We start from the raw sequence: 19,532 nt of genomic DNA on the forward strand, positions 1-19,532 counted from the left end.
TGCGCGCCTTCACGATCCGCCGCCTTCGCCCTGTACTGCCCGCGCCTGCTGGAGGCGTTCGGCGAAGACCGCATGGGCCTGGCGGTATTCACCCTCACGGTCGGCCTTGTAGAAGGGCGCGGCGTAGCCGTCTGGCACCGGTCCGTTGATCTCGGGGTCGAGGTGCGCCATGAGGGCTTCGAAGTCCGCCTTGGTCTGGCCGTGGCCGTAAGTGTTGTGGTTGGCCGCGAGCTTCCGGCCGTTGGCATCGAACCAGGTCTGCGCCTCGTAGTCGGATAGGACTGGGTAGCGGGAGCGGTAGATCGCAACGAGCTGTTCCGCGGTCATGCCAAGCCAGAGCGCAACCAAGGCGTCCAGTTCGACGAGGGCGGCGCGGCGTTCCCGTTCAGTGCGGAGCGGAGTGGCGTACTCCCAGCCGGGGGTGACCTCGCCGAGCGGCTGGACTCCCGGCCAGTCCATGGCCCAGCTCTCCTCCTGCCAGTCCCGGTCGTAAAGTTCGCTCCAGAGGCCCGCGTAGGCGTTGGTCAGGCAGTTGAGCCGGAGGATGCGCAGCAGTAGCGCAGATGCTAGGGGGTGGTCGGGATCTGCGGCGGGCATGGCGTTGGCCTCCGCATACTGGAGGTCCGACCGCCCGGTGATGCGCAGCAGGTAGTCGAGCGGTAGGGCTGCCCAGAATCCGGCGGCCAGCGCGGTTCCCCGGTTGTCGGCCAACGCTAGCGTGTGCACAGTGTGCACGTGCGCCGGGCCGGGTGGGATCAGCGCCGCGAACAACGACCGCTCGGTCTCAAAAGCAATCATGCGCCGCCAGGCCAACCTGTAGAACTCGCTGTAGCGGCGGGTCCCGCCGCTTGACTCCCAGCGATCTTGGACGGCCAGATAGGTGTCCAGATCGTTGGCAAGCTCGTAGTTGGTTACCGGCACAGCATCCCTCGGCAGGTTCGTGAGATTCCAGGGCGACCAGTCCTGATTGTGCCTGCAGGGGATATTCGGCTGCTTGTTGAATGGCGTCGCCTGCGCAACGTGCGGCCCTTGAAGAACGACCAAGCTCAGGGACTCCGGATTGCTAGTCCTCCATCGAATCAGCCCCTCTTTCTTAGCGTTCGCCTCGTCATACCCGCGACTGATTTGCGGCCTGAATGTGGCGAGACGTCTCTTATAGCTGGCTAGCGCCGCAATCGCGCCTCCTTCGGCAGTGGTCACTGGATACAGGAGCGGAGTTTGGTCCAATGGCGATTCATGGGACCCCGTAAGGGCTTGCCACGCAGTGAGCAACTCTTCGTCTACTATATTCAAACGAGTCCCGTGCGGACGCAGCTCCCATTTGCCACGATACTTGAGTCCAGGCGGCGCGCCTTCTCCATCATGCTGGAGCGACTCCGCAAGGGTAGCGGGATGCAGCATCCAGCTAACATGAGTAAAAGCTATCAGCCCCGAACTGCCGTAGATATTTACGCCAAATTGGCGAGTATCTTTGATCTCGAAGAGGCGAAGCGTGTTAGCGAAGTGCGCATGGAAACGCAAATGGCGATAAGCCGCCGCCCGGAGCCGCCCTTCCTTCACGCCGCCGAAGTGTGTGTCGGGATGTATGAGCCCTGCTGTGCCGGCCGAACCAAGATTGCTCCACGCGCGGCACATGAACGCGCGGTACAGATCGGGTTGGGTGCCAACGAGAAGGGGATAGGCAATGCCTGAGCCGAGAAACTCGACGGTACCCACATTTGTAGACAGCTCGGCCGTGAAGTAAGACTCATTCCCATTCCGCAAGGCTAGTTGCTTACGGTGCCGCCACTCGTCGGCACTCGGCTTCTCCGACAACATGAACCACGGCTCCAACTCAGCGAGAATTGGAGCCTCCTCCCAGCGGGGCCGGACCCAGGGTGGGTTGCCGACCTGGAGGTCGAAGCCGCCGCTGATGAAGATCTGCGCGAACTGCAACTCCCAGTGGAAGAATCCCTGATCCTCTGCGATGTCCTCGGCCACGCCCAGCCAAGGGAAGCGCTCCGACAACTTGAACGCCGAGTCCATCCCCATCCATGCGGGGAGCTGGTCCTCGTAGGTCTCCAGGTCAGCCAGTGACGCGAAGCTCGCGACCAGCGAATCCTCTGGAATGTCCGCCCGGCCGAGCACAGCCTCAGCGAAGTCGAGCCAGTCGTTCAGGTCCGCTAGCGGGATGACCTTACGCACCGGGTCAGGTTGTGAGCGCGGCTTGGCGGTCCTCCTTGAGCCACCTCCGACGATCGAATTCGCCTCGGAAAGGTCGAGTTGCTTATCTCCGGCCTCGAACAATGACTCGGTGACGTACACCTGCCCAAATCCGAGAGACTCCTCCGGCTCAGGCCGTACAGGTGACTCGGCCAGAACCACTGACTCCAGCTCAGCGGTCGTGGAGGGGGCATAGGCCGAGTCGGTGCCGTCAAGAAGGCCGGTCTGGTCGAGCGGCCAGAACCACAGCGCACACCAAGCGTCCATGACCTTCTTGAGTCGCCAGTAGGGCGTCCCGGGCGAGGTCAGGTCGTCGTACACCTTCTTCTTGCCAACGGCCTCGGCTGGCTGGGAGATCCAGTCGGCGCCCCAGACACCGATCTTGCGGCTGATCTCCCGCTCGGAGATGGTGAGGCGCTGGACGACCAGGTCCCACAGGTATTCGGCCCGGCCGGACAGTGCCTGGAGCCGCTGGAGCTGGGAGTGGCGCCGACCGGCGGACTTCTTGTCGGAGACCTTGGCACGAATCCTCTTCTGCCAGGTCTTGAGCTGCTTCGCCTCCTCCGGCGCGAGGTTCTTGGCCTCCTTCGCGTCGGCGACCGCCGCCCAGCCCTCGGCGGGCAGCAGGAAGTGGTGAACCTGGCCGGCAGGGACCGCCCCGGCGGAGAAGGGCAGGTCGGCCGGAGCCGTCTTGAGCCACTCACCCTTGGTGAGCTGTGCCGCACCATACACCCGGCGCCCCGCCCCGATGAGGGAGTTACCCCGTCGCAGGTGAAGCCCGAACCAGGGCGCCTGCAGGCCAGGGTGCATGACGTTGAGCCAGACGGAGACCTCGGCCAGCTCGATCGCCGTCTCGTTGAGGTCAACGCCATAGGAGTTGTGCAGGGCGACGTACGCCTTGACCCTCTGCAGTTCCTCCTCATACGACTCGGGGTCGATGGAGAGGCCGCGCTCCTGCTGGCGGCGCTTCAGGTAGAGGTCGGCGACCTGGTTGATGGCCTCGTTGAGGAACGCCCCGGAGCCGAGAGCCGGCTCGCAGATCTTCCACGACAGGATGTCGCGGGCAGTGGTGTCCTCGGTGACCCGGTGCTGAAGGGCGAGCTGCACTGTGACGCGGGTCAGCGATTCGGGCGTGTAGTAGGAAGCGCTGGTCTCCCGGTCGCGTCCAGCCAGGCGATAGACGAATGACCCGACGGGGTAGCGAACGTGCTCATCGGTTTTGTTGCCGTCGTCATCGAGCCGTGGGACGAAGACCTCGGACGGGTAGTCATCGACCTTGGACGCCGGGATCATCCACGAGCCGTCCTTAGGGTCGCCGCCCTTGGCGACCTCGTACAGGTCCTGGGTCGCGATGAAGCCGGTGTAGGACATCAGGCCCTCGTACACTGCCCCGAGCTGGTTAATACCGAGCTGCGCGTAGGAAATGAAGCCGCCACGCTCCTTGCGGCGACCGCGTGTGAGCATGAGCTTGCGCAGCACCTTGTAGAGCGTGTCGTTGCGCAGCCGGGTGTCGATCGTGCGGGCGTCGTCCTCGTCGATCGGCAGGTCGCGGCGGATCAGCCCGATCGACTTGGGCTCGAACAGCTCGGAGCGCAGCGGCTCGAACCGCAGCCCCTCCTCCTCGGATACCTCGTCGCTTGTCCGAGGGCGGTGACCGACGTTGACCATGCGGAAGAGCAGGTCGAGTGACTCGTACAGGTGGAAGCCGTTCCTGGCCTCCTCGCCGGTCAGGTCGCGGACGACCAGGTCGCCGAGGCGGGCCAGGCTGTAGCCGCGGGTGTAGTCCTCGTCATCGGTCGGCAGGATGCCCAGCTCGGGCCGGGCCTCGGCGTACAGCAGGAAGAGGATCCGGTACAGATAGCGCAGCGACTCACGGCCGAGTTCGCGAGCCAGGGCGGTGGGCTCCATGATGTCGCCGGCCCTCACCCCTGCGGCGCGGATGCGAGCGAGGACCTCGTTGGCGATGAGTTCGACCGACTCCTTGAGCCCGTCGCGCAGTTCCTTGGATACGCCGACCGCGTGGTTTCGCGAGCTGGCCAGCAGGTCGGCGAGGGGCTCGGAGCCACCTTCGGCAGGAGGCAGCAGTGAGTCGGCGCCGAAGAGAGCGGCGATGACCTCCAGTTCGGCGGGGTCGTTGCGGCCCAGCGCGACATCGAGGGAGGCTGCCAGGTAGCGGCCTTCACCCCAGGTCGCCCGGTCGGCGAGGATGACCACTCCGCCGGCCAGGATGAGGACATAGCGGGGAGGATTCTCGCTGGCCAGCAGCCAGGAGGCCAGCTTGGTGCCGTCCACGATCTGCTCGCGGCCGTCGAGCTGGACGGGGTGCAGGAGCCGCCCGTCGAGACCGGCGTCGACCTCGGCGGCCCAGCGACACTCGATCGCGACCAGGTGCTCGTCGGCGTAGGCGACCTGGACCGGGTAGTCCTTGCCTGCCCGCTCGACGGTGATTTCACGCGGCTGTGCCTTGTAGCCGAGTGCCTTGAGCACCTGGATGTGCAGCTCGCCGAGCTGCTTGTGCCACTGCGGCAACTCCTCGGAGATCTCGTCCTCGCGAAGCCGGACGTCCATGTCGGCGAAGAAGGGCCGGTCGGTGAAGTACGGCTTGCCGAGTGCGCGCAGTCCCTTGCGTGGTGTGGTTCGGCCGTCCTTCTCCTGGTCGGTCCAGCGGGCGAGCAGGCCGTCCTTCTTCTTCAGGTCCTTGGGCAGCACCTCGGCCAGGTAGTGGGCCGAGAAGTAATCGCCACGGTTGACCAGCGAGTCGAGTCTCATCACACATCCTGAGGAACGAGGACGGCGAGGACCCGCAGCAGCGGTTCGCCGGTGGTCTGCATGGAGTCGAGCAGGCGCTGCTGCCGTTCGACGGTGTCGCGGACGCTCTGCTCCTTACGTGTGCGCTGGGAGACGTGCACGCCGTCGAGGGTGAGCTGCTGCCAGGTGTCGAGGTGATCGCGGTAGTCGTCGAGCGGGGCGACGACCGCCGCGTCGTAGTCGGCCCTGCGGGCTTCCAGATGGTCGCGGGCGGTGGCGACCGCCTGCGGGAGGCGGGCCTGGAGGGGCTGGAGGTCGATGGGGCGGCCGGTGTTGGTCATGCGCGGCCCTACGTCGGCTTGGGCGAGGATGTCGGTCATCGGGTCCGGGAGCACCCCTTCGCCGCTGACTGCCATCCACTCGACGACGGTCGGCTGGCCGAGAGTGTTGGAGTAGATGCCCTGGATGAGGAAGGTTGGCTCGTCTACCTGCGCGGTGATAACAGGAGCCTTCTGGCGGCCGAGTCGTACCAGTACCTTGTCGGTGATCCAGTCGACCAGCGGGTGCAGGTCGGACAGGTAGGCGATCTCGGGCCACATGGTTTTGGTACGCCGGGCCTCGGTGAGTTTGCGCTGCGCGAGCGCGCGGTCGAAGGTGACCTTCATCCGCTTGCGGACATCGTGGGTGCGCAGGTAATCGGTGGGCAGGGCCGACAGCCGGTGGACCAGATCCGGCGGCGGGGTGAACGCCATCAGCTCGCCGTCGTCCTCCAGGTCCTTGAGCAGGCCAAGGGTGGCGATGGCCTCCTTGACGAAGGTCTCGGAGGTGTCGAACAGCTTGGGGACGTCGGCCTTCAGCGGGTCCGGGTTGGCGGGCTCGGCGCCGACCGAGCCGAGCAGGTCGGCGAGGAAGTCATCGATCGGGCGGTCCTCGATGGACTCCTCGACGGTCCTGCCTTCGAGGAGGTCCTGGATGAGGCGGCGTTCCTCGCGCTCGGCACGATATTCACCGGTGACCGCCTCGGCGGTGCCGAGGGTGCGGTGTGCGGTGGCTTCCTTGCCCAGGAGTTTCTCGGCGACGGTCCGGTCGTCTTTGGCGCCCTCGACGTCGGAGGTGAGGATGAGCGCCTTGAACTGCGGCTGATCCTCTTGGCCGTAGCGGTCGATACGGCCGTTTCGCTGCTCGATTCGGATCAGGCTCCACGGGACGTCGAAATGGATCAGCTGGTGGCACTGCCGGTGCAGGTTGACGCCCTCGCTGGTGACATCGGTGGTGACGAGCAGGCGGACCGGGCTCTCGGCCAGGCCGAAACGCTCGATGATGTCCTGCTGCTGTTGGTCGGACATGCCGTTGCCGAGCATCATGTCGACGGCGTCCGGCTTCAGGCCGAGGCGTTCGGGGAGGACGGCGGCCAGCCACTTGACGGTCTCGACGCTCTCGGAGAAGACGACGACACGGTTCTTCTTGAGGTCGATGCTCTGGAGTTCGTCGATGAGTGCGATGAGCTTGGCGGGTTCGTCGATCTGCGTGGTCAGGTACTGAAGAGTCTTCAGCGCGTCGATCTCCCGGGCCTCCGTGGCGTTCTTCAGCCGGTTGGCTACCGTCTTTGCGAGTGCCTTCGGGCTGGACAGAAAGGCCTTGAGCAGCGTGTAGGGGAAAAGCCGGTTTTTGGCGGAGACGACAGGGCCGCCGATGCGCTGGTCGCCCGCGAGCCAGACCTGGGTGAGCTCTTCGAAGACCTTCTCTTCGGGTGCGCCAGCCGCACACCTGACAGGGACGGAAGGCCCGCGATCAGGCCACTTGCCGCCCATCTGGTCGCGTACTTCGGGGCTGATCTTGGTGCGGCGGATATAGAGGTGGTCGATGTCGCTGGCCGAGTACTTGCTGTCGTCAGCGATCGCCGCGGGGTCGAGCATGCGGATCAGCTCGGCGAAGGACTCGCTGTTGCCGTTGTGCGGAGTAGCGCTGGCCAGCAGCAGCGCGTCGGTCTGGCGGGCCAGCAGCTTGGCCAGCTTGTTGCGGGCGGTGGTCTCGCCCATCAGGTTGTGCGACTCGTCGATGACAACCGCATCCCAGTGCAGCTTCTCCAGGTGCTGGCCGTACTTTCCCGCGTTCTTCAGCGTGTCGATGGAGACGATGATCCGCTTGTAGTACGTGAACGGGTTGCGCCCGGCGGGGATGTCCCGCTGGATGCGCTCGACGCCGACCGAGTCCAGGCGGATCAGCGGGATGGCGAAGCGAGTCCACAGCTCATGCTGGAACTGCTCCAGAACCTGCTGCGGAGTGACGACCAGGATGCGCTCGCCGCGCCCACGCTTAATCAGCTCGGCCAAAACCAAGCCGATCTCCAGGGTCTTGCCCAGGCCCACCACGTCGGCGATCAGAATGCGCGGGCGCAGCCCCTTGAGGGCCAACTCGGCAGGACGCTGCTGGTAGGGCAGTGGGTCGAGTAGGAACCGGTCACCTAGCGCCAGGCCCTTCTCCGTCTGCGGGAGAGGCGTTCTCCTGAGTATGGCCTCCAAGAACAGGCGGCTCTTGGCGAAACGGGAGGTCTCATCCTGCTCCAGGACGGTCTCCTCAGGCCTGAGCAGGCTGATCTCTTCGATCTCGGTAAAGAAGACCGCGTCCTCGTCTCTGACGAACTCCGACGCGCCGACCGCCGTGATCCTGTATCCGTCATGCGCGGTCTTCGCGCAGGTACGGACGATCCACTCGGCGTCCCGGACTTCGATCCGAGCGCCGGGCGGGTAGGAGGTCTCGGTCACTGGGTTGCTCCTAGAGGATGGCGTTGGCGGAGTAGGCGGCGCGCAGGCGATCTGCCAGCCTGGCGACGACCGAGCCTGGTATCACAACTTCGGACAAGTCTTTCCTGGGCGGCCTCGGCGGTGGACTTACCTCTTCGGGGTCGGTATCCCGTTCGACGTAGGTCGCTTCGACCAGCCGCTTCAGTGCAGCCGGGCCGCAGAGCTCCTTCAGCCAGTCGTGCGTCTGCGAGACGGTCGGCCGAGCGCCCGGATCATGCGCGAGCATCTTCTCGATCAGTGGCTTGGCGGTGTCAGACAGGCCATCGAGATCCGGCAGTATGTCGGCGCTCATGATGTTCATGAACATTGCCGCGACCGTCTTGCCGCTGTAGGGGTAGTGCTTGGTCATGGCGAACAGCAGGGTCGCGCCGAGAGAGTAGACATCGGCGGCTGCAGTGAGCTGCTTCGGGGTATTGGCCTGTTCGGGCGACATGCACGCGGGCGTGCCGATCGTGGACTCAGTCGTGGTTAGGTCTGTGGGGCCTTCGGCGAATGCGACGAGGCCCAGGTCGATAACCTTGGGTCCGTCCCGGCCGAGCAGGACGTTGGCCGGCTTGAGGTCGCGGTGGAGGAGCCCCGCGGTGTGGATGTCCTTGAGCGCCCCCGCCAGCGTGACGCCCAATGCTGCAGCGTCGGTGTCCTCAAGGGGGCCACGGCTCTCAACGAACTCTTTCAACGTTAAGCCGCGAATGAACTCGACCGCGAGCCACGGTTGTTCCTCATCCGCGTCCGAAGCGTCCACCAGCGCGGCGATATGTGGACCCTGGACCGTGCGCAGCGCATCTGTCTCACGGGCGAAGCGGGCGCGGACCTCGGTCCTGGTCACCAGATCCTCGCGGATGACCTTGACCGCCACGGCCTCGCTGTTTTCGGTGACGCCATAGAAGACGCGTCCCATCCCGCCAAACCCTAGCCTTCCAAGCAGGGTGATGACACCGACCCGCTTGGGATCGGAGCGGTCCAAGGGATCCACGCCTACCTACCTTGTCAATGAAGAGATCGGCCTGTCACTACATGCTCAGGATAGGCAGCCGCCCCCTGTCACAGCAGCCACGCAGATCACGGTAACCGATCTGATTTCACGAGTCTATACATAATTAGCTGTGAATCGGATTCATGAACGAGTACGTGGTCTCGGTCGAGGCCGCTCGCGCAAGGCCCTCTCGGTTGCCGCTTGGCTGCCGTACGCGACCTCCGCCAGGCCGCCACGCTGGTGCGTACCAAAGCGAGCCCGCTGGCTCCGGCCCAGCGTGGCTGGCTGCACGGCGTCTGCTTGGCGGGCAAGCCCCGGTCGCCCCTGAGGCCTTTCCGCAGGTGAAGCGAGTGGTGTCCAGCAACGGCAGCCTCAAAATCACCGACTGCAAGGTCCAGGTCGGCCAGGTGTACCGGGGCAAGGCCGTCACCGTCGTCCTGGAGAACGCCCAGCTACGGGTGCTATTCGAGGGTGAGCTGTTGTCGGTGCACCCCCGCATCATCGTCAAGGAGGTCAACTGGCTGCGAGCCAGCGGCCACATCGACTACGAGATCTAGGCACGGTGTAAAGCATCAGCCGATGTCAAACCGTCGAACATCAACTGAAGGTAGACATCGATCATCGATCTTGTCCGGTCCCCTGTTGCTCTGTTCCGGGACATGCACGTCAGTCGTTCGCTGGCAGGCAAAGGAAGGCGCATCGTAGCCTGAGGATGTCATCTTTCGGGAGGCAGGCTGTGGACGACGACCCCAACGGCTCCAGTGCACCGATACGCACTATCGGCCAGCGCATTCAATACCTGCGTGAGCGTCGCGGCATGACCCGTGAAGTCCTCGCCGGCCTGGTCGGCAAGTCCGAGAGTTGGCTGAAGGCCGTCGAGCACGGCCGCCGTCAGCAGAATCCCAGGCTGCCGATCCTGCTGCAACTCGCTGAGGCCTTGTGCGTTCGCGACCTAAGCGAGCTCACTGGGGACCAGTCCATACCTGTGCGGATGTTCACCGGTTCCGGCCATCCGGCGCTGAACGCTGTCCGAGGGGCCATCAACGCCGTACCGATCCAGCCGCGCGGCACCGTGCAGCCGCTCACCAGCCTTCGGGCACGACTCGATGCGGCGTGGCGGATCAGGCATGCCTCTCCCGATCACCGTACTGCCCTCGGTGATCTGCTGCCCGACCTGATTCGCGATGCCCAGCTGGCCGCCTGGATGTACCGAGGCGAGCACCGGCGCACTGCCCAGGCGCTGCTCGCGGAGACCTATGGTCTGACTCAGATGTTCGTCGCTTACCAGCCGGCGCCGGACCTGCTGTGGCGGGTGGCCGACCGGGCACTGGCCGCCGCGCGGGAGTCAGAGGATCCGCTGGCGTTGTCGTGTGCGGTGTGGTTCCTCGTTCAGGTGCATCGGGAGGCCGCCGACTTCGACGCCGCGCATGAGATCAACAGGCAGGGAATGGCGGCCATCGAGTCGCACATGGACGACCCGGACACGGACCTGCTCGCCATGTGGGGGGCGTTGTTGTTCGAGCTGGCGTTCACCGCGGCGCGTACCGGCGACATCGGTGATGCGTGGCGGCATTGGGATGAGGCGGCCCGGGTCGCGGATCGGCTTCCTGACGATTATTACCAGCCGTGGACCTCGTTCTCGCGGGTGATCATGCGTCCGCACGCCGTCACCATCGCGGTTGAGCTCCATCAGGGTGGGGAGTCGGCGCGGCAGAGCGACCACGCCGAATCCGTACCTATTCCGTCTCGTCCGCGACGCGGCCGGCATCTGATCGAGGTGGCCCGCGCCCACTTGCTGCAGCGAGACCACGCGGCGGTCCTCGGTACGCTGCAGCTCGCGCACCAAGCCGCACCGGAGACCATCCGCTACAACGGCTACGCGCGCCGCATGACCCTCGACTTGTGCGAGACGGGGCCGGCCATGCTGCGGCCGCAGGCACGGGAACTCGCGGACCATATCGGCCTGATGATCTGACAGGAGCGAAGGGATACAGAGTGTGTCCCTTCGCTTACGCTACGGCTTCTACGGTCGTCGCATGTCGCCTGAAGAGGCTTCACACGAGCCCTACGACCTTGATGTTCTTCGTGCGGCGTTCCCGGCCTGGTCGCTGTTCTGTAGCGACGCGGGCGTGTTCTACCGCGACCCTGCGCGGTGTCCGCCTCAGGGATGCCGATATCGACAAGGGCCTGCGGCAGACCGTGAGTGCGGACGACGCGAAGACCTTCGTGTCGTTGCTCAAGGATCAGACTCGGATGGCGGTGAGATCATGAGCTGCCTGCCCCCGCAATTCGACTATCACGGTCCGCGTGGCGCTCCTTGGGTGAGGTGATAGCGCCAGTAGACGGCGAGATCGCCATTAGCGATCAGAGCGCGAGGTTTCAGGACGGCTTGGGCTCCGGCCAGGCCCAGCGAGCACCGGTGATGTCGAGCCCAGCACCGGTCAGATAGCGGATCGGGTGTCGATCTTGCCCCGGTGGCGCGTAGGGAGCGCGGTCCTGGGTGTCCAGGGTGACGATTTGGTTGGTGTGCCCGGCGAGCAGGGCTAGGACGTGAGTGACGACTCAAGGGCACGTGGCTGTTCGGTGGGGGTGACCCTACGGGGTTGACGTAGAAGTTCATCCGCCGGGTCACGCCTTGGAGGCTACTCGGCGGAAGGCTGGCCGGCCGTGGGATTCTCGTTACTTGGTTCGCTGCGCTGGCCGACGAAGCTGCCCAGGTTGGGGATCGTGTAGATGAGTTTCTCGTCGCGCAATCGCTGCATGGCCTTGCGGAGAGTGCCGCGGGCCACGCCGAACTCCTGCATGAGTTGCACTTCCGACAGTAGGTGCTTGGGCCGGTAGGTGCCGTCGCTGATTCGCCGGCGGAGGGTGTCGGCGATCTGCTCCCACCTGAAGCGATCGGGCTCGAACTCAATCACTCTCTAACCATAGGAATACCTGCACATACACCTCGTTCCAACCCATGTCTTGTCATGGCATGGACAGGCTTGTACAGGGCTGGTTAGAGTGAAGCCATGGCGATGCGCACCTATGACCTCGACGTACTTCGCGCGGCGTTTCCGGCCTGGTCGCTCTTCAGCAGTGACGCGGGCGTGTTCTATGCCACCAGGCGCGGTGTCCGGCTCCGCAACGCGCAGATCGATGCGGGCCTTCACCAGACGGTGAGCGCCGATGATGCGGCGACGTTTGTGGCGCTGCTCCACGACCAGTGCGCCGGGCGGTGATGTCGTGGTCACCTGGACGCTCCTGGCCGACTACCACGGGTTGCACATAGCAGCTCCGCATGTGCAGGCCGAGCCGGTGGGCTGGGAGCAGAGCCGGCCACGGGCGAATCGGATACGGGTGCGCGAGCACACGTGCAGCTGTCAGCGCCTGATCTTCGAGCTGTGTACGTCGGGCGGGCTCTGGTTCGTCCGGCGCATCTCCGGCGAGGGCCCATCAGAAGCCGTGGAGAGTGCCTGGCTGTCGGCCCGAGATGCCAGGGATCTGTGGGTGCAGATCTTGACTGGTCAAGCGCAGTGACCCAGCAGCGGCACCTGCTCTTCGAGCATGGCGTCCATCACCTACCGGGCGATCTCCTCAGGCGCGGCCTGGTCGGTGCAGAAGCGACGATGAAACAGCCCGTTGCCAGCGCGGTGCAGGTCGACGAATGTCTCACCCCACGTTTGCGCGCGGTCAGCGGAAGATGCGGCACTCAGACTGCTGGGAGTCAGCCTGACGAGGAGGAGAGGAGGAAGGGCTTGAGTTGCTTGGCGAACTCGACGGCGTCGGCGCGAATGTCCCGACCAGGCGCGCCTCGTGCGATCTTGACGGAAAGCAGTTTGGATCCATCAGGCACCCAGGCAAGCGCGTAGGCGCCCACCGGGGTCCCCTCCTCATCCTTGATCAAGGCGCTGAACCCAGGCCCGAGGCCGTTCGGCAGAGACACTCCCTTGTCGCTTGCCTTGGTGGCTTCGAGGCTCTGGATGGACGTAGCCATCGGAGCTCGCAGCTCTATCAACATCCATGCGGGCTCTGAAGCGTCCGGCGCTCTCGTCACTTGGCAGTACGCGAAGTGCGCTATCGAGTCCGTGCCATCCGCATAGAAGTCATGTAAGCCTGTGGCGCGAGCAATGGCATCGCGGGAGATGAGGCCACATTCACGAGGCTCGGCGGTTACGTTGCCCAACGGACGCCGATCCTGTTGTACGGGAGGGGATGAGCAGCCAGCCGTGAGCAGGAGAGCGGCGAGAGCGGCTGACAGCAAGACGCGACTGCTCATTCGTCCGCCTTCGGATCTGGTGGCGACCCTGGGGGAGTGAATCCGCTTCGGACCGAGGAATCGATGCCGTTGAAGATCCGCGACGCTTTCGATTGCCCTAGCCATTCTGTATATGCGAAATCCTCTGTGGCGTCCATGGTGCTCCGCGGCTTGAGCTGTCCGTCCTTGCTGAGGAAGTCTCCCGGTGAATCTTTGGCGTAGTTGCGGAAGGCGTGCGGGTGTGTGCCGCCCGGGGTTGAACCCTCGCCGAACAGCCCGTGTCGTAGCATTGCGCCCGCGACAAGATCTTTGAACAAGTTCTGACTTTCGATCAGTGTAGATCCGGCTTGGGCTCGTGCTTTCTTGCCTTCCTCGAACTTGAAGGCGTCATCAAGGCTGTCCTGCATGCCCTCGTATCCCGCAACGACTTCGTCTCCGGCGGGCGTGAGGACCATCTTTGTCGTATTTATGATCGCGTCACTAAACGCCTCGTAGGATTCGTCCTTCCGATCTGCCTTATTAATGTCGGAAAGGTTGCCTGCGTCTACTACGAGGTAGAGGGACCTGCTCAGATTGAAAACCTTGGCCTTGAATTCTTCGGCTGTGGCGCTGACCATGCCCGCTTCGAGAGTTTTCTGCCACTCTTCGACAAGCTCGGACTTGGTGGCGTTCGGATGGCTTCTCTGCCACTCTTTGAATGCTTTGGTGCTTGCCTCTTCAATTTGGTTTGCTTGTGTGTCTACAACCTTCAGGCTGTATCTGCCGTGAGCTTCGGTGACCGTCTTGAGCGCCTGGGGGTCACCAAATGCCCACGTCATCATATCTTGGAGAGCCTTGCGTTCGAACTGGGCGCCGTACGGCTGCTGGCCCGGCAGATTTGGATCCGAGTCAGCCAGGGGTGTAACGCCCATGGTTTCTTTGGGGCTGCTTCCGGGGATTCGATTAACGTCGCTGATGTAGGCGGACAGGACGCGTGCTGCGCTGAGTTGCGTCTTTGGAAGCGCCCACTGAGCTTTGTTGTCGGCCCAGAAGTGCACTGCCCATGAGGCGATCAAGGCTGACTTGTACCCTCGAGAACTTTCCGGAGGTTCAGCATGGTCCTGATACGTGGTAGTGGCGGCTTCGATTGCTCGTCCCATCTCTCGGCCGCCGTCATCCCAACGGTTGTTCCGCATCAAGAAAGCGAGCGGTTTTCGCGCTTGGTCGGCGAAGAAATCTTGCGCAACCCTAGGATTGTTGGCCAGAGCCGCTGCCAGGCCTGAGCCAAACCCTATTATGTCTCCTCGATCACCAGGGCTCTTCTGCGTGTTGTCATATACCTTGTTCGCCAGGTCGCGCAGAAATGCGTCATCGAAGGTGCCGTGTCTCAGCAGTTCGTTCACGGTGGAGCTGTCTCGAACATCCTTGTTGCTGATCAACTGGTCGCCGTAGCCCTTTGGCAACCTCATGTCGCCGACTCCGCGCGACGCCGTTCCTAGTATGGTTCCGAGAGTGCTCAGAAGTCGCTGTGCGTCAGACTCAGGCCCTTTGTCATCCTTGCCGATGAGCATGGTTGCTTGAGACTGATCGAGGTCTCTGAGGAGCTCTTTGAGCTCCTCAGGTGGCATCTCTTTAGCGAACGCGATGGCAAAGTACGGATCATGCTGATGCTTCTCCAGCGCATCGAGCGTCCTGGCGCTGAGAGGCCGCTGTAGGAAGGGGAAGTTTTGTCGCGCGGCGCGCAACTCGTCGGCTACCTGCTTAGCCGCTGCCGCACCGCTGGTGGGTGAGATCGACACCCAGAGCGACTCATCCGCCCAAACCACACCCTTGTCGAGTCCGATCTTCTGGGTCGCGATGATGAGGTCCAGGCGTCGCTGTAAATCGGGAATTCGCTCACCGATCTGGAAGCTGATGTCCCTTAACATGCCTGGTCCGTACATGCTCGTGTCGGCTGCGCGCAAGGCGCTGCCGATCTGGTTGTCGATCTCAGGCCACGACTGCTTTAGTCGCCGAATCTCGTTGATCAGCTGATTCATCAGCGCCGGGTCTATACCGATGCGTGTCGGATGCGGGCTCATCAGCGAGGCGCCCCGGGATCGGTGCGAAAGGGAAGTTGTCCCCGCCCGCGTCCTAGGAGGTCGGTGGGCGACTCGGCGGAGCCGGGGGTCACGGGTGTGGATTCGAGCAATGCGAGTGCCCGGTGAAAGACGCCTTTGTAGGCGGCCTCCCAGGCTTGGCAGTCCTCGACAAGCTTGTCCGCTGCCTTGCCCTTCATCGCGCCGCTTTGGAGCAGACCGATGAGCTTACGCAGGTCATTGGCATGCTGGTCGCGTAACTGCTCGATCGTGCGCCGAGCGGCGCTGATCTGTTCCTGTGTCGCCATCATCCGGAAACCCTGGATCTCTGTGGACGACTATCTGTGGGATCAATGTGACGATAAGGGACGCTCGGAGCTTCGTCGAGTGGAACTACTGAAGCGGCATTGGTGGCACGCTCGATTCGACTGGCTGCCCCCTCTTCCGCAACTCGGGCCTTGAGGTAGTTCTCCATCGCCAGCGGAGTATGGGCGACGTACAGGGTGAAGTTGGCCAGCGGTTGCCAGTCCGGTCCCCCGTTGCCGCGGCGGAGCATGACCGACTGGTCGAGCCAGTCGATGCACTCCGGAGAGCCGGCACGGTGTTGGACCAGAGGTGGCGAGCGCGCACCACACAAGCCGCCCCTCCTGTAAGCCCTCGGCCACTTTCAGGGACAAGGCAACCGCCCTGTCCCGTTCAGCGCTACCAAGCTCGAGCTCAAGAAACTGCTCAAGGCATACGGTCCACTCCGCGACACCAGCTCTGGTTAACCCTTCCACATCTCCTAGCGGTCAGTTGCTCCGGCGGCATCGTCACTGTGGGGCGCGCAGGCTACGGTGCTGATCGTGGGCGCTGCCCGACGACGGAGAGCGGCCCGTTAGCACCACCAGCGTCGGCTGCAGAATCGCGATTCGCCTCCGTCGCCGACGTGTACGTCAATATCCGTGTTGCCGTATCTCATGTCCCCAGTGCTGGTGGACGACTCGTAGTTGTAGCCGATCACGAGCTTGATCTTCTGACCCAGTTTCAACGGCTTTCCGGCTTTCGGGGACTGCGCTAGCACCAAATGCTTCCCGGCGGGCACCTTTCGGCTCTCCCGTGTGGCCGTATCGTCGACTGCTGCTTCAACGGGCTCGAAGAAGCGCTCCGCCTTCTCCTCTGACCAGCCCACCACTTTCGGCATCTTTCGATGCTTGTTGTACCAGGTTCGCTCCTCGCTGGTCGCCCACGTGACCGACGCTTCTCCGAACTTTTCCACCACGGCGCCCGGTTTGGGAGACATCCGGAATATGATGCAGTCGGTCTTGTCGTGACAGGAGCTGATCATGCCGATGCCCTCGTCGTCCAAGCGGATGTCCATCGTCCGGGCGGTGTTCTGAGCCTCGGTGAGGGACTTGCCGACCAGATCCGGCAGGCCGGCTGCTCGCGCGGTCTCGGCTATGGCTGCAGCTTTTTCGGATTCGGTTTCGTAGCCGAACAGCCGCATGCAACCGCCCACGACGGCCAGGATCGCAAAGAGTGTGAGGCATCCGGCGGCCTTCGAGTTACCTGCCATATAGTGCGCTCCCGTGCTGGGTGTGGAACGGCCCTCTGACCTGCCATCGTGATGCTTGCGTCACTTCAGCGATGAGCAACGACAGCGATCTCTAGTCGCCCCATCTGACGCTCTGGTGCCCGCGTGGGTTTACGCCACCGCTCATCGGCCGATCTGACGGACCACACCGGTCCCTACAAGGCGGGTGAGGCCAAACGCGATCCTGTCGGGTATGACTGCGGCATCTCGAATGAAAAGCAGAGCCTCTTCTTCACAAGTTACGACGTCTCACGCTCCCGGAGGACCATCGAGCAATACCTCGACTGGGCGCAGAAGAGCAATCCGGCCGAACTGCCCAGAGAACTGGGCAAGGGATTGATCGCTGACTTCGAGGTCCGGCTCAATCCGTACCGGACGGTGGAAGCCTGGTTTCGCTGTGGATCCAAAAACTCGCTCATCGCAATCACCGTCAAACGGAACCCCGCACGAGACCAGGACCACGACCTCATTCAGCTCATGCAAATCGCCCAGCGGCGGTTCGCCGAGATGTTCAAGTGCCAACCTGACGGCTACCCACCAGACAAATGAGCAGTCCGACGCAAGGTGCCTGACGTACGCGTAAGGAGCGCGACGGCCTGTTGCTGATGCGGCCGTCGCGCTCCAGATCGTCCATCCAGCCGGTGCCGGCACTGACAGGGGATGGCGCCGAGAGCTTCCTAAGGGTCAGACGTTGAACTCGCCCTCGACCGCTCCATGCAGGAACGCCGCCCACTCATCGCGCGTGAAGATCAAGGAAGGCCCGGTGGGGTTCTTGCTGTCGCGCACCGCTACTACGTTGGGCAGATTGGTTGCCACTTCAACGCATTGGCCGTTGTCGCCGCTGGCAGTCGACTTGCGCCACTCCGCCTTGTCAAGGTTCAGTTCGCCCATTTCTTTATCGCATCCTCTATGGCCTGTTGCGACACTGTATGTGGGAGTGCGTCCGCTCTGATGTTGTCATATCTCACCTTGAGTTGCGCGACTGCATCGTGATCGCCAGTGACTTGGCCAGACAGGACCGAGTCGGCTGAGACAACCTCAGAGCCGTCGCGTAGACGCGCCAGCGCGAACGCGCTCATCGTGCCAGATACGCAACCAGCAGCGGTAGGCACTAGCTGGACAGTGATTCGTGGATGCCGGGAGAGCTCTTGCAAGTGGCGAAGCTGGTTCAAGAGGATCTCTGGCCCTCCGATCGGACGATGCAGCACGCTGTCTTCGATCAATGCCAGGAAGACCGGCGGGGTGGGACTGTCGAAGATCTGCATGCGTCGCGTACGAGCCTGAACCCGTTCCTCCGCCCGGTCGGGAGGGGACGTCGTGGAGAAGATCGCTCGGGCGTACTCCGGGGTCTGGAGTAGTCCGGGTACCAGGAGCGGATCCCACGACTGAAGGATGACCGCCTGCGGCTCTATCTCCTCCACCCAGCGTGCAAACCAACCGAGGGCGGGTGAATGGGTTATTTGCCTATATAGCTTTGCGAAATGCCCGTCAAGGTCGAGAGCCTGATCGGCCGCTTCGGCGAACTCCAGTGTCGGCGTCCGGCGCCCTCGTTCGACATGGCTGATGAGAGAGGTATGACATCGCATCCGGACGCTTAGTGATATTTGAGACAGCTTCGCTTTCTTCCGGAAGCGCTCCAGGTCGGAGGCGAAGCGCGCCCGCGGGGAGACCTGATCGCTGTTGTCGGTATCCACCCTGCCCCCGATCATCATGCCAGTCGCCCATGGAATATCCCGGGCTGCAGTAATAGAACGACAGGTGCGTGACAGATAATACAGGCTTTGCGCCTCCTTTTGTCGTCCAGTTTCGTGAGGTGGAGGCTCTGCTGTTCGCTGATATTGCTCATGCTTGGGTCCACGCAGCAACGAAAGACGGGGCTTCCGTCGCGTGCGCTGAATGGATTTCCAGTCCCATGCGGAGGTGGTCGGCGAGATGGACGCGTATTACTCGGCTCGTAGAGAAGTCGCCCGGCTCGTACATCCGGAGCCTGATCGGCAGGCGGAAGGCGGTGCGGGCCATGAACGTGACATGCAGTCGTCGCTGGCCTCAGCGAGCGCGGATTCAGGCGGCCGTCTTCGAGGGCACGATAAGAACGGGGAAGCAAAGAAGGGGGCAAATCTACACGACTGCATTGAGCTGCCAGCTTTTCCGGTATCTGTGTCGATCGCGCGCAGATATGTCGCGCTGGTGCTGGAGAGGTGGGGGTGCGAGGAGCTGATCGACGATGCCAGGCTCATCGGCAGTGAGCTGATGACCAATGGCATAAAAGCGGTCGAGCTAAGCGAAGTAGCTCGTGAAGCAGAAATCGAGATGCTCGGGATACTCGCCGGATGTGATCGACACGTGTGGATCGCCCTCCACCGCACAGCCGATGACGTGGTCATAGAGGTGTGGGATCCCAGCCTTAAGCCGCCGCGAATCGGCCATCCCAGCGCCTCGGAGGTGGGCGGACGAGGGCTGCAGGTGGTCGACAAGACAGCCGCGGAGTGGGGCTATCGATGGCTGAGCACGGGCGGGAAGATCGTCTGGGCCCGGCTGAAGATCAGGCAGCAGCCTGGAGCGCTGGATGAGGTGCATTGAGGCCATGACGGACGCGAAGCGAGCGGCTGGCGTCTTGGCCCCACCCACAGGTCTGGTGACGAAGGCATGGCCGTGCCCTGGACTTACTCCGCACCCACCCCACCGGACAGGCGGTCCGAAGACCCTTCTGGAGTGGACCACGGACAACCCGTCCCGCTGCCGGATCCTCGAATACACCTGCTCATGCAGCACCGTCGTTTACGAGCTCCTGGCTTGCGGCGGCAACTATCGAATCCGTCGTAAGGACCAAGGATCGTCTCCTCGTGAGTCATACGCCGGCCCGTGGCGCCGCCAGGTGGCCGAACGCATGTGGGCGTTGATCCTCTCGGGCGAGGCCAGCTTATGTTCGTGTCTC

16 protein-coding genes and 1 pseudogene are annotated in these 19,532 nt (G+C 63.4%); 7 read left to right on the top strand and 10 right to left on the bottom strand.

Going from position 1 to position 19,532, the window contains the following annotated elements:
- Positions 1-9: 9 nt before the first annotated feature.
- The 3 genes from AB0B61_RS39815 to AB0B61_RS39825 are packed head-to-tail and all read right to left on the bottom strand — an operon-like array spanning position 10 to position 8,727.
- Positions 10-4,971, bottom strand: a complete 4,962-nt coding sequence (locus tag AB0B61_RS39815) for a class I SAM-dependent DNA methyltransferase (protein WP_358443611.1) — start codon at positions 4,969-4,971, stop codon at positions 10-12.
- Positions 4,971-7,715 carry a helicase-related protein gene (locus AB0B61_RS39820; RefSeq protein ID WP_358443613.1) on the bottom strand — a complete coding sequence of 915 codons (2,745 nt, stop codon included), beginning with the start codon at positions 7,713-7,715 and terminating at the stop codon, positions 4,971-4,973. Before AB0B61_RS39820 ends, AB0B61_RS39815 begins: the two co-directional genes overlap by 1 nt.
- A gap of 10 nt (positions 7,716-7,725) precedes the next feature.
- On the bottom strand, positions 7,726-8,727 hold the full coding sequence (locus AB0B61_RS39825) for a serine/threonine-protein kinase (protein ID WP_358443616.1): 1,002 nt from the start codon (positions 8,725-8,727) through the stop codon (positions 7,726-7,728).
- Between the two features lie 350 nt (positions 8,728-9,077).
- On the opposite strand from AB0B61_RS39825, the gene AB0B61_RS39830 reads away from it, so the two are divergent.
- Both AB0B61_RS39830 and AB0B61_RS39835 read left to right on the top strand, forming a co-directional pair.
- Complete coding sequence (locus AB0B61_RS39830) at positions 9,078-9,284, top strand: hypothetical protein (protein WP_358443618.1); 207 nt, start codon at positions 9,078-9,080, stop codon at positions 9,282-9,284.
- A 179-nt stretch (positions 9,285-9,463) separates the two neighbouring features.
- On the top strand, positions 9,464-10,702 hold the full coding sequence (locus AB0B61_RS39835) for a helix-turn-helix domain-containing protein (RefSeq protein ID WP_358443621.1): 1,239 nt from the start codon (positions 9,464-9,466) through the stop codon (positions 10,700-10,702).
- Between the two features lie 667 nt (positions 10,703-11,369).
- Here AB0B61_RS39835 and AB0B61_RS39840 read toward each other — a convergent pair.
- Entirely contained in the window at positions 11,370-11,645 is a 276-nt protein-coding gene (locus AB0B61_RS39840; protein ID WP_358443624.1) for a winged helix-turn-helix domain-containing protein, read from the bottom strand.
- 96 nt (positions 11,646-11,741) lie between these two features.
- On the opposite strand from AB0B61_RS39840, the gene AB0B61_RS39845 reads away from it, so the two are divergent.
- Together AB0B61_RS39845 and AB0B61_RS39850 are read left to right on the top strand one after the other, a co-directional pair.
- The gene (locus AB0B61_RS39845) at positions 11,742-11,951 is read left to right on the top strand and encodes a hypothetical protein (RefSeq protein ID WP_358181550.1); all 210 of its coding nucleotides are present in this window, start codon (positions 11,742-11,744) and stop codon (positions 11,949-11,951) included.
- Between the two features lie 4 nt (positions 11,952-11,955).
- Positions 11,956-12,249, top strand: a complete 294-nt coding sequence (locus tag AB0B61_RS39850; protein WP_358443627.1) for a hypothetical protein — start codon at positions 11,956-11,958, stop codon at positions 12,247-12,249.
- Between the two features lie 187 nt (positions 12,250-12,436).
- Here AB0B61_RS39850 and AB0B61_RS39855 read toward each other — a convergent pair whose 3' ends face one another.
- From AB0B61_RS39855 to AB0B61_RS39865, 3 genes are all read right to left on the bottom strand, one after another.
- Complete coding sequence (locus tag AB0B61_RS39855; RefSeq protein ID WP_358443630.1) at positions 12,437-12,706, bottom strand: hypothetical protein; 270 nt, start codon at positions 12,704-12,706, stop codon at positions 12,437-12,439.
- A 278-nt stretch (positions 12,707-12,984) separates the two neighbouring features.
- Positions 12,985-14,985 carry a hypothetical protein gene (locus tag AB0B61_RS39860; RefSeq protein ID WP_358443633.1) on the bottom strand — a complete coding sequence of 667 codons (2,001 nt, stop codon included), beginning with the start codon at positions 14,983-14,985 and terminating at the stop codon, positions 12,985-12,987.
- Between the two features lie 41 nt (positions 14,986-15,026).
- Positions 15,027-15,335, bottom strand: coding sequence for a hypothetical protein (locus AB0B61_RS39865; RefSeq protein ID WP_358181541.1), 309 nt, complete (start codon positions 15,333-15,335; stop codon positions 15,027-15,029).
- Between the two features lie 267 nt (positions 15,336-15,602).
- Here AB0B61_RS39865 and AB0B61_RS39870 point away from each other — a divergent pair.
- A pseudogene (locus tag AB0B61_RS39870) lies at positions 15,603-15,791 on the top strand (hypothetical protein); the annotation flags it as partial.
- A 110-nt stretch (positions 15,792-15,901) separates the two neighbouring features.
- Here the strand turns inward: AB0B61_RS39870 and AB0B61_RS39875 are convergent.
- Positions 15,902-16,579 carry a PASTA domain-containing protein gene (locus AB0B61_RS39875; protein ID WP_358443636.1) on the bottom strand — a complete coding sequence of 226 codons (678 nt, stop codon included), beginning with the start codon at positions 16,577-16,579 and terminating at the stop codon, positions 15,902-15,904.
- 123 nt (positions 16,580-16,702) lie between these two features.
- Between AB0B61_RS39875 and AB0B61_RS39880 the strand changes: the two genes are divergently transcribed.
- Positions 16,703-17,146 carry a hypothetical protein gene (locus tag AB0B61_RS39880; RefSeq protein WP_358443639.1) on the top strand — a complete coding sequence of 148 codons (444 nt, stop codon included), beginning with the start codon at positions 16,703-16,705 and terminating at the stop codon, positions 17,144-17,146.
- A 135-nt stretch (positions 17,147-17,281) separates the two neighbouring features.
- Here the strand turns inward: AB0B61_RS39880 and AB0B61_RS39885 are convergent, their stop codons facing one another.
- Positions 17,282-17,488: a DUF397 domain-containing protein gene (locus AB0B61_RS39885; RefSeq protein WP_358443642.1), complete on the bottom strand. Its 207-nt coding sequence runs from the start codon at positions 17,486-17,488 to the stop codon at positions 17,282-17,284.
- Positions 17,476-18,309, bottom strand: coding sequence for a helix-turn-helix transcriptional regulator (locus AB0B61_RS39890; protein WP_358443644.1), 834 nt, complete (start codon positions 18,307-18,309; stop codon positions 17,476-17,478). Before AB0B61_RS39890 ends, AB0B61_RS39885 begins: the two co-directional genes overlap by 13 nt.
- 184 nt (positions 18,310-18,493) lie before the next feature.
- Here AB0B61_RS39890 and AB0B61_RS39895 point away from each other — a divergent pair, with 184 nt between their 5' ends.
- Entirely contained in the window at positions 18,494-19,177 is a 684-nt protein-coding gene (locus tag AB0B61_RS39895; protein WP_358443647.1) for an ATP-binding protein, read from the top strand.
- Positions 19,178-19,532 lie beyond the last annotated feature (355 nt).

This window comes from Nonomuraea sp. NPDC049158 (assembly GCF_040648335.1).
Classification (GTDB): Bacteria; Actinomycetota; Actinomycetes; order Streptosporangiales; family Streptosporangiaceae; genus Nonomuraea.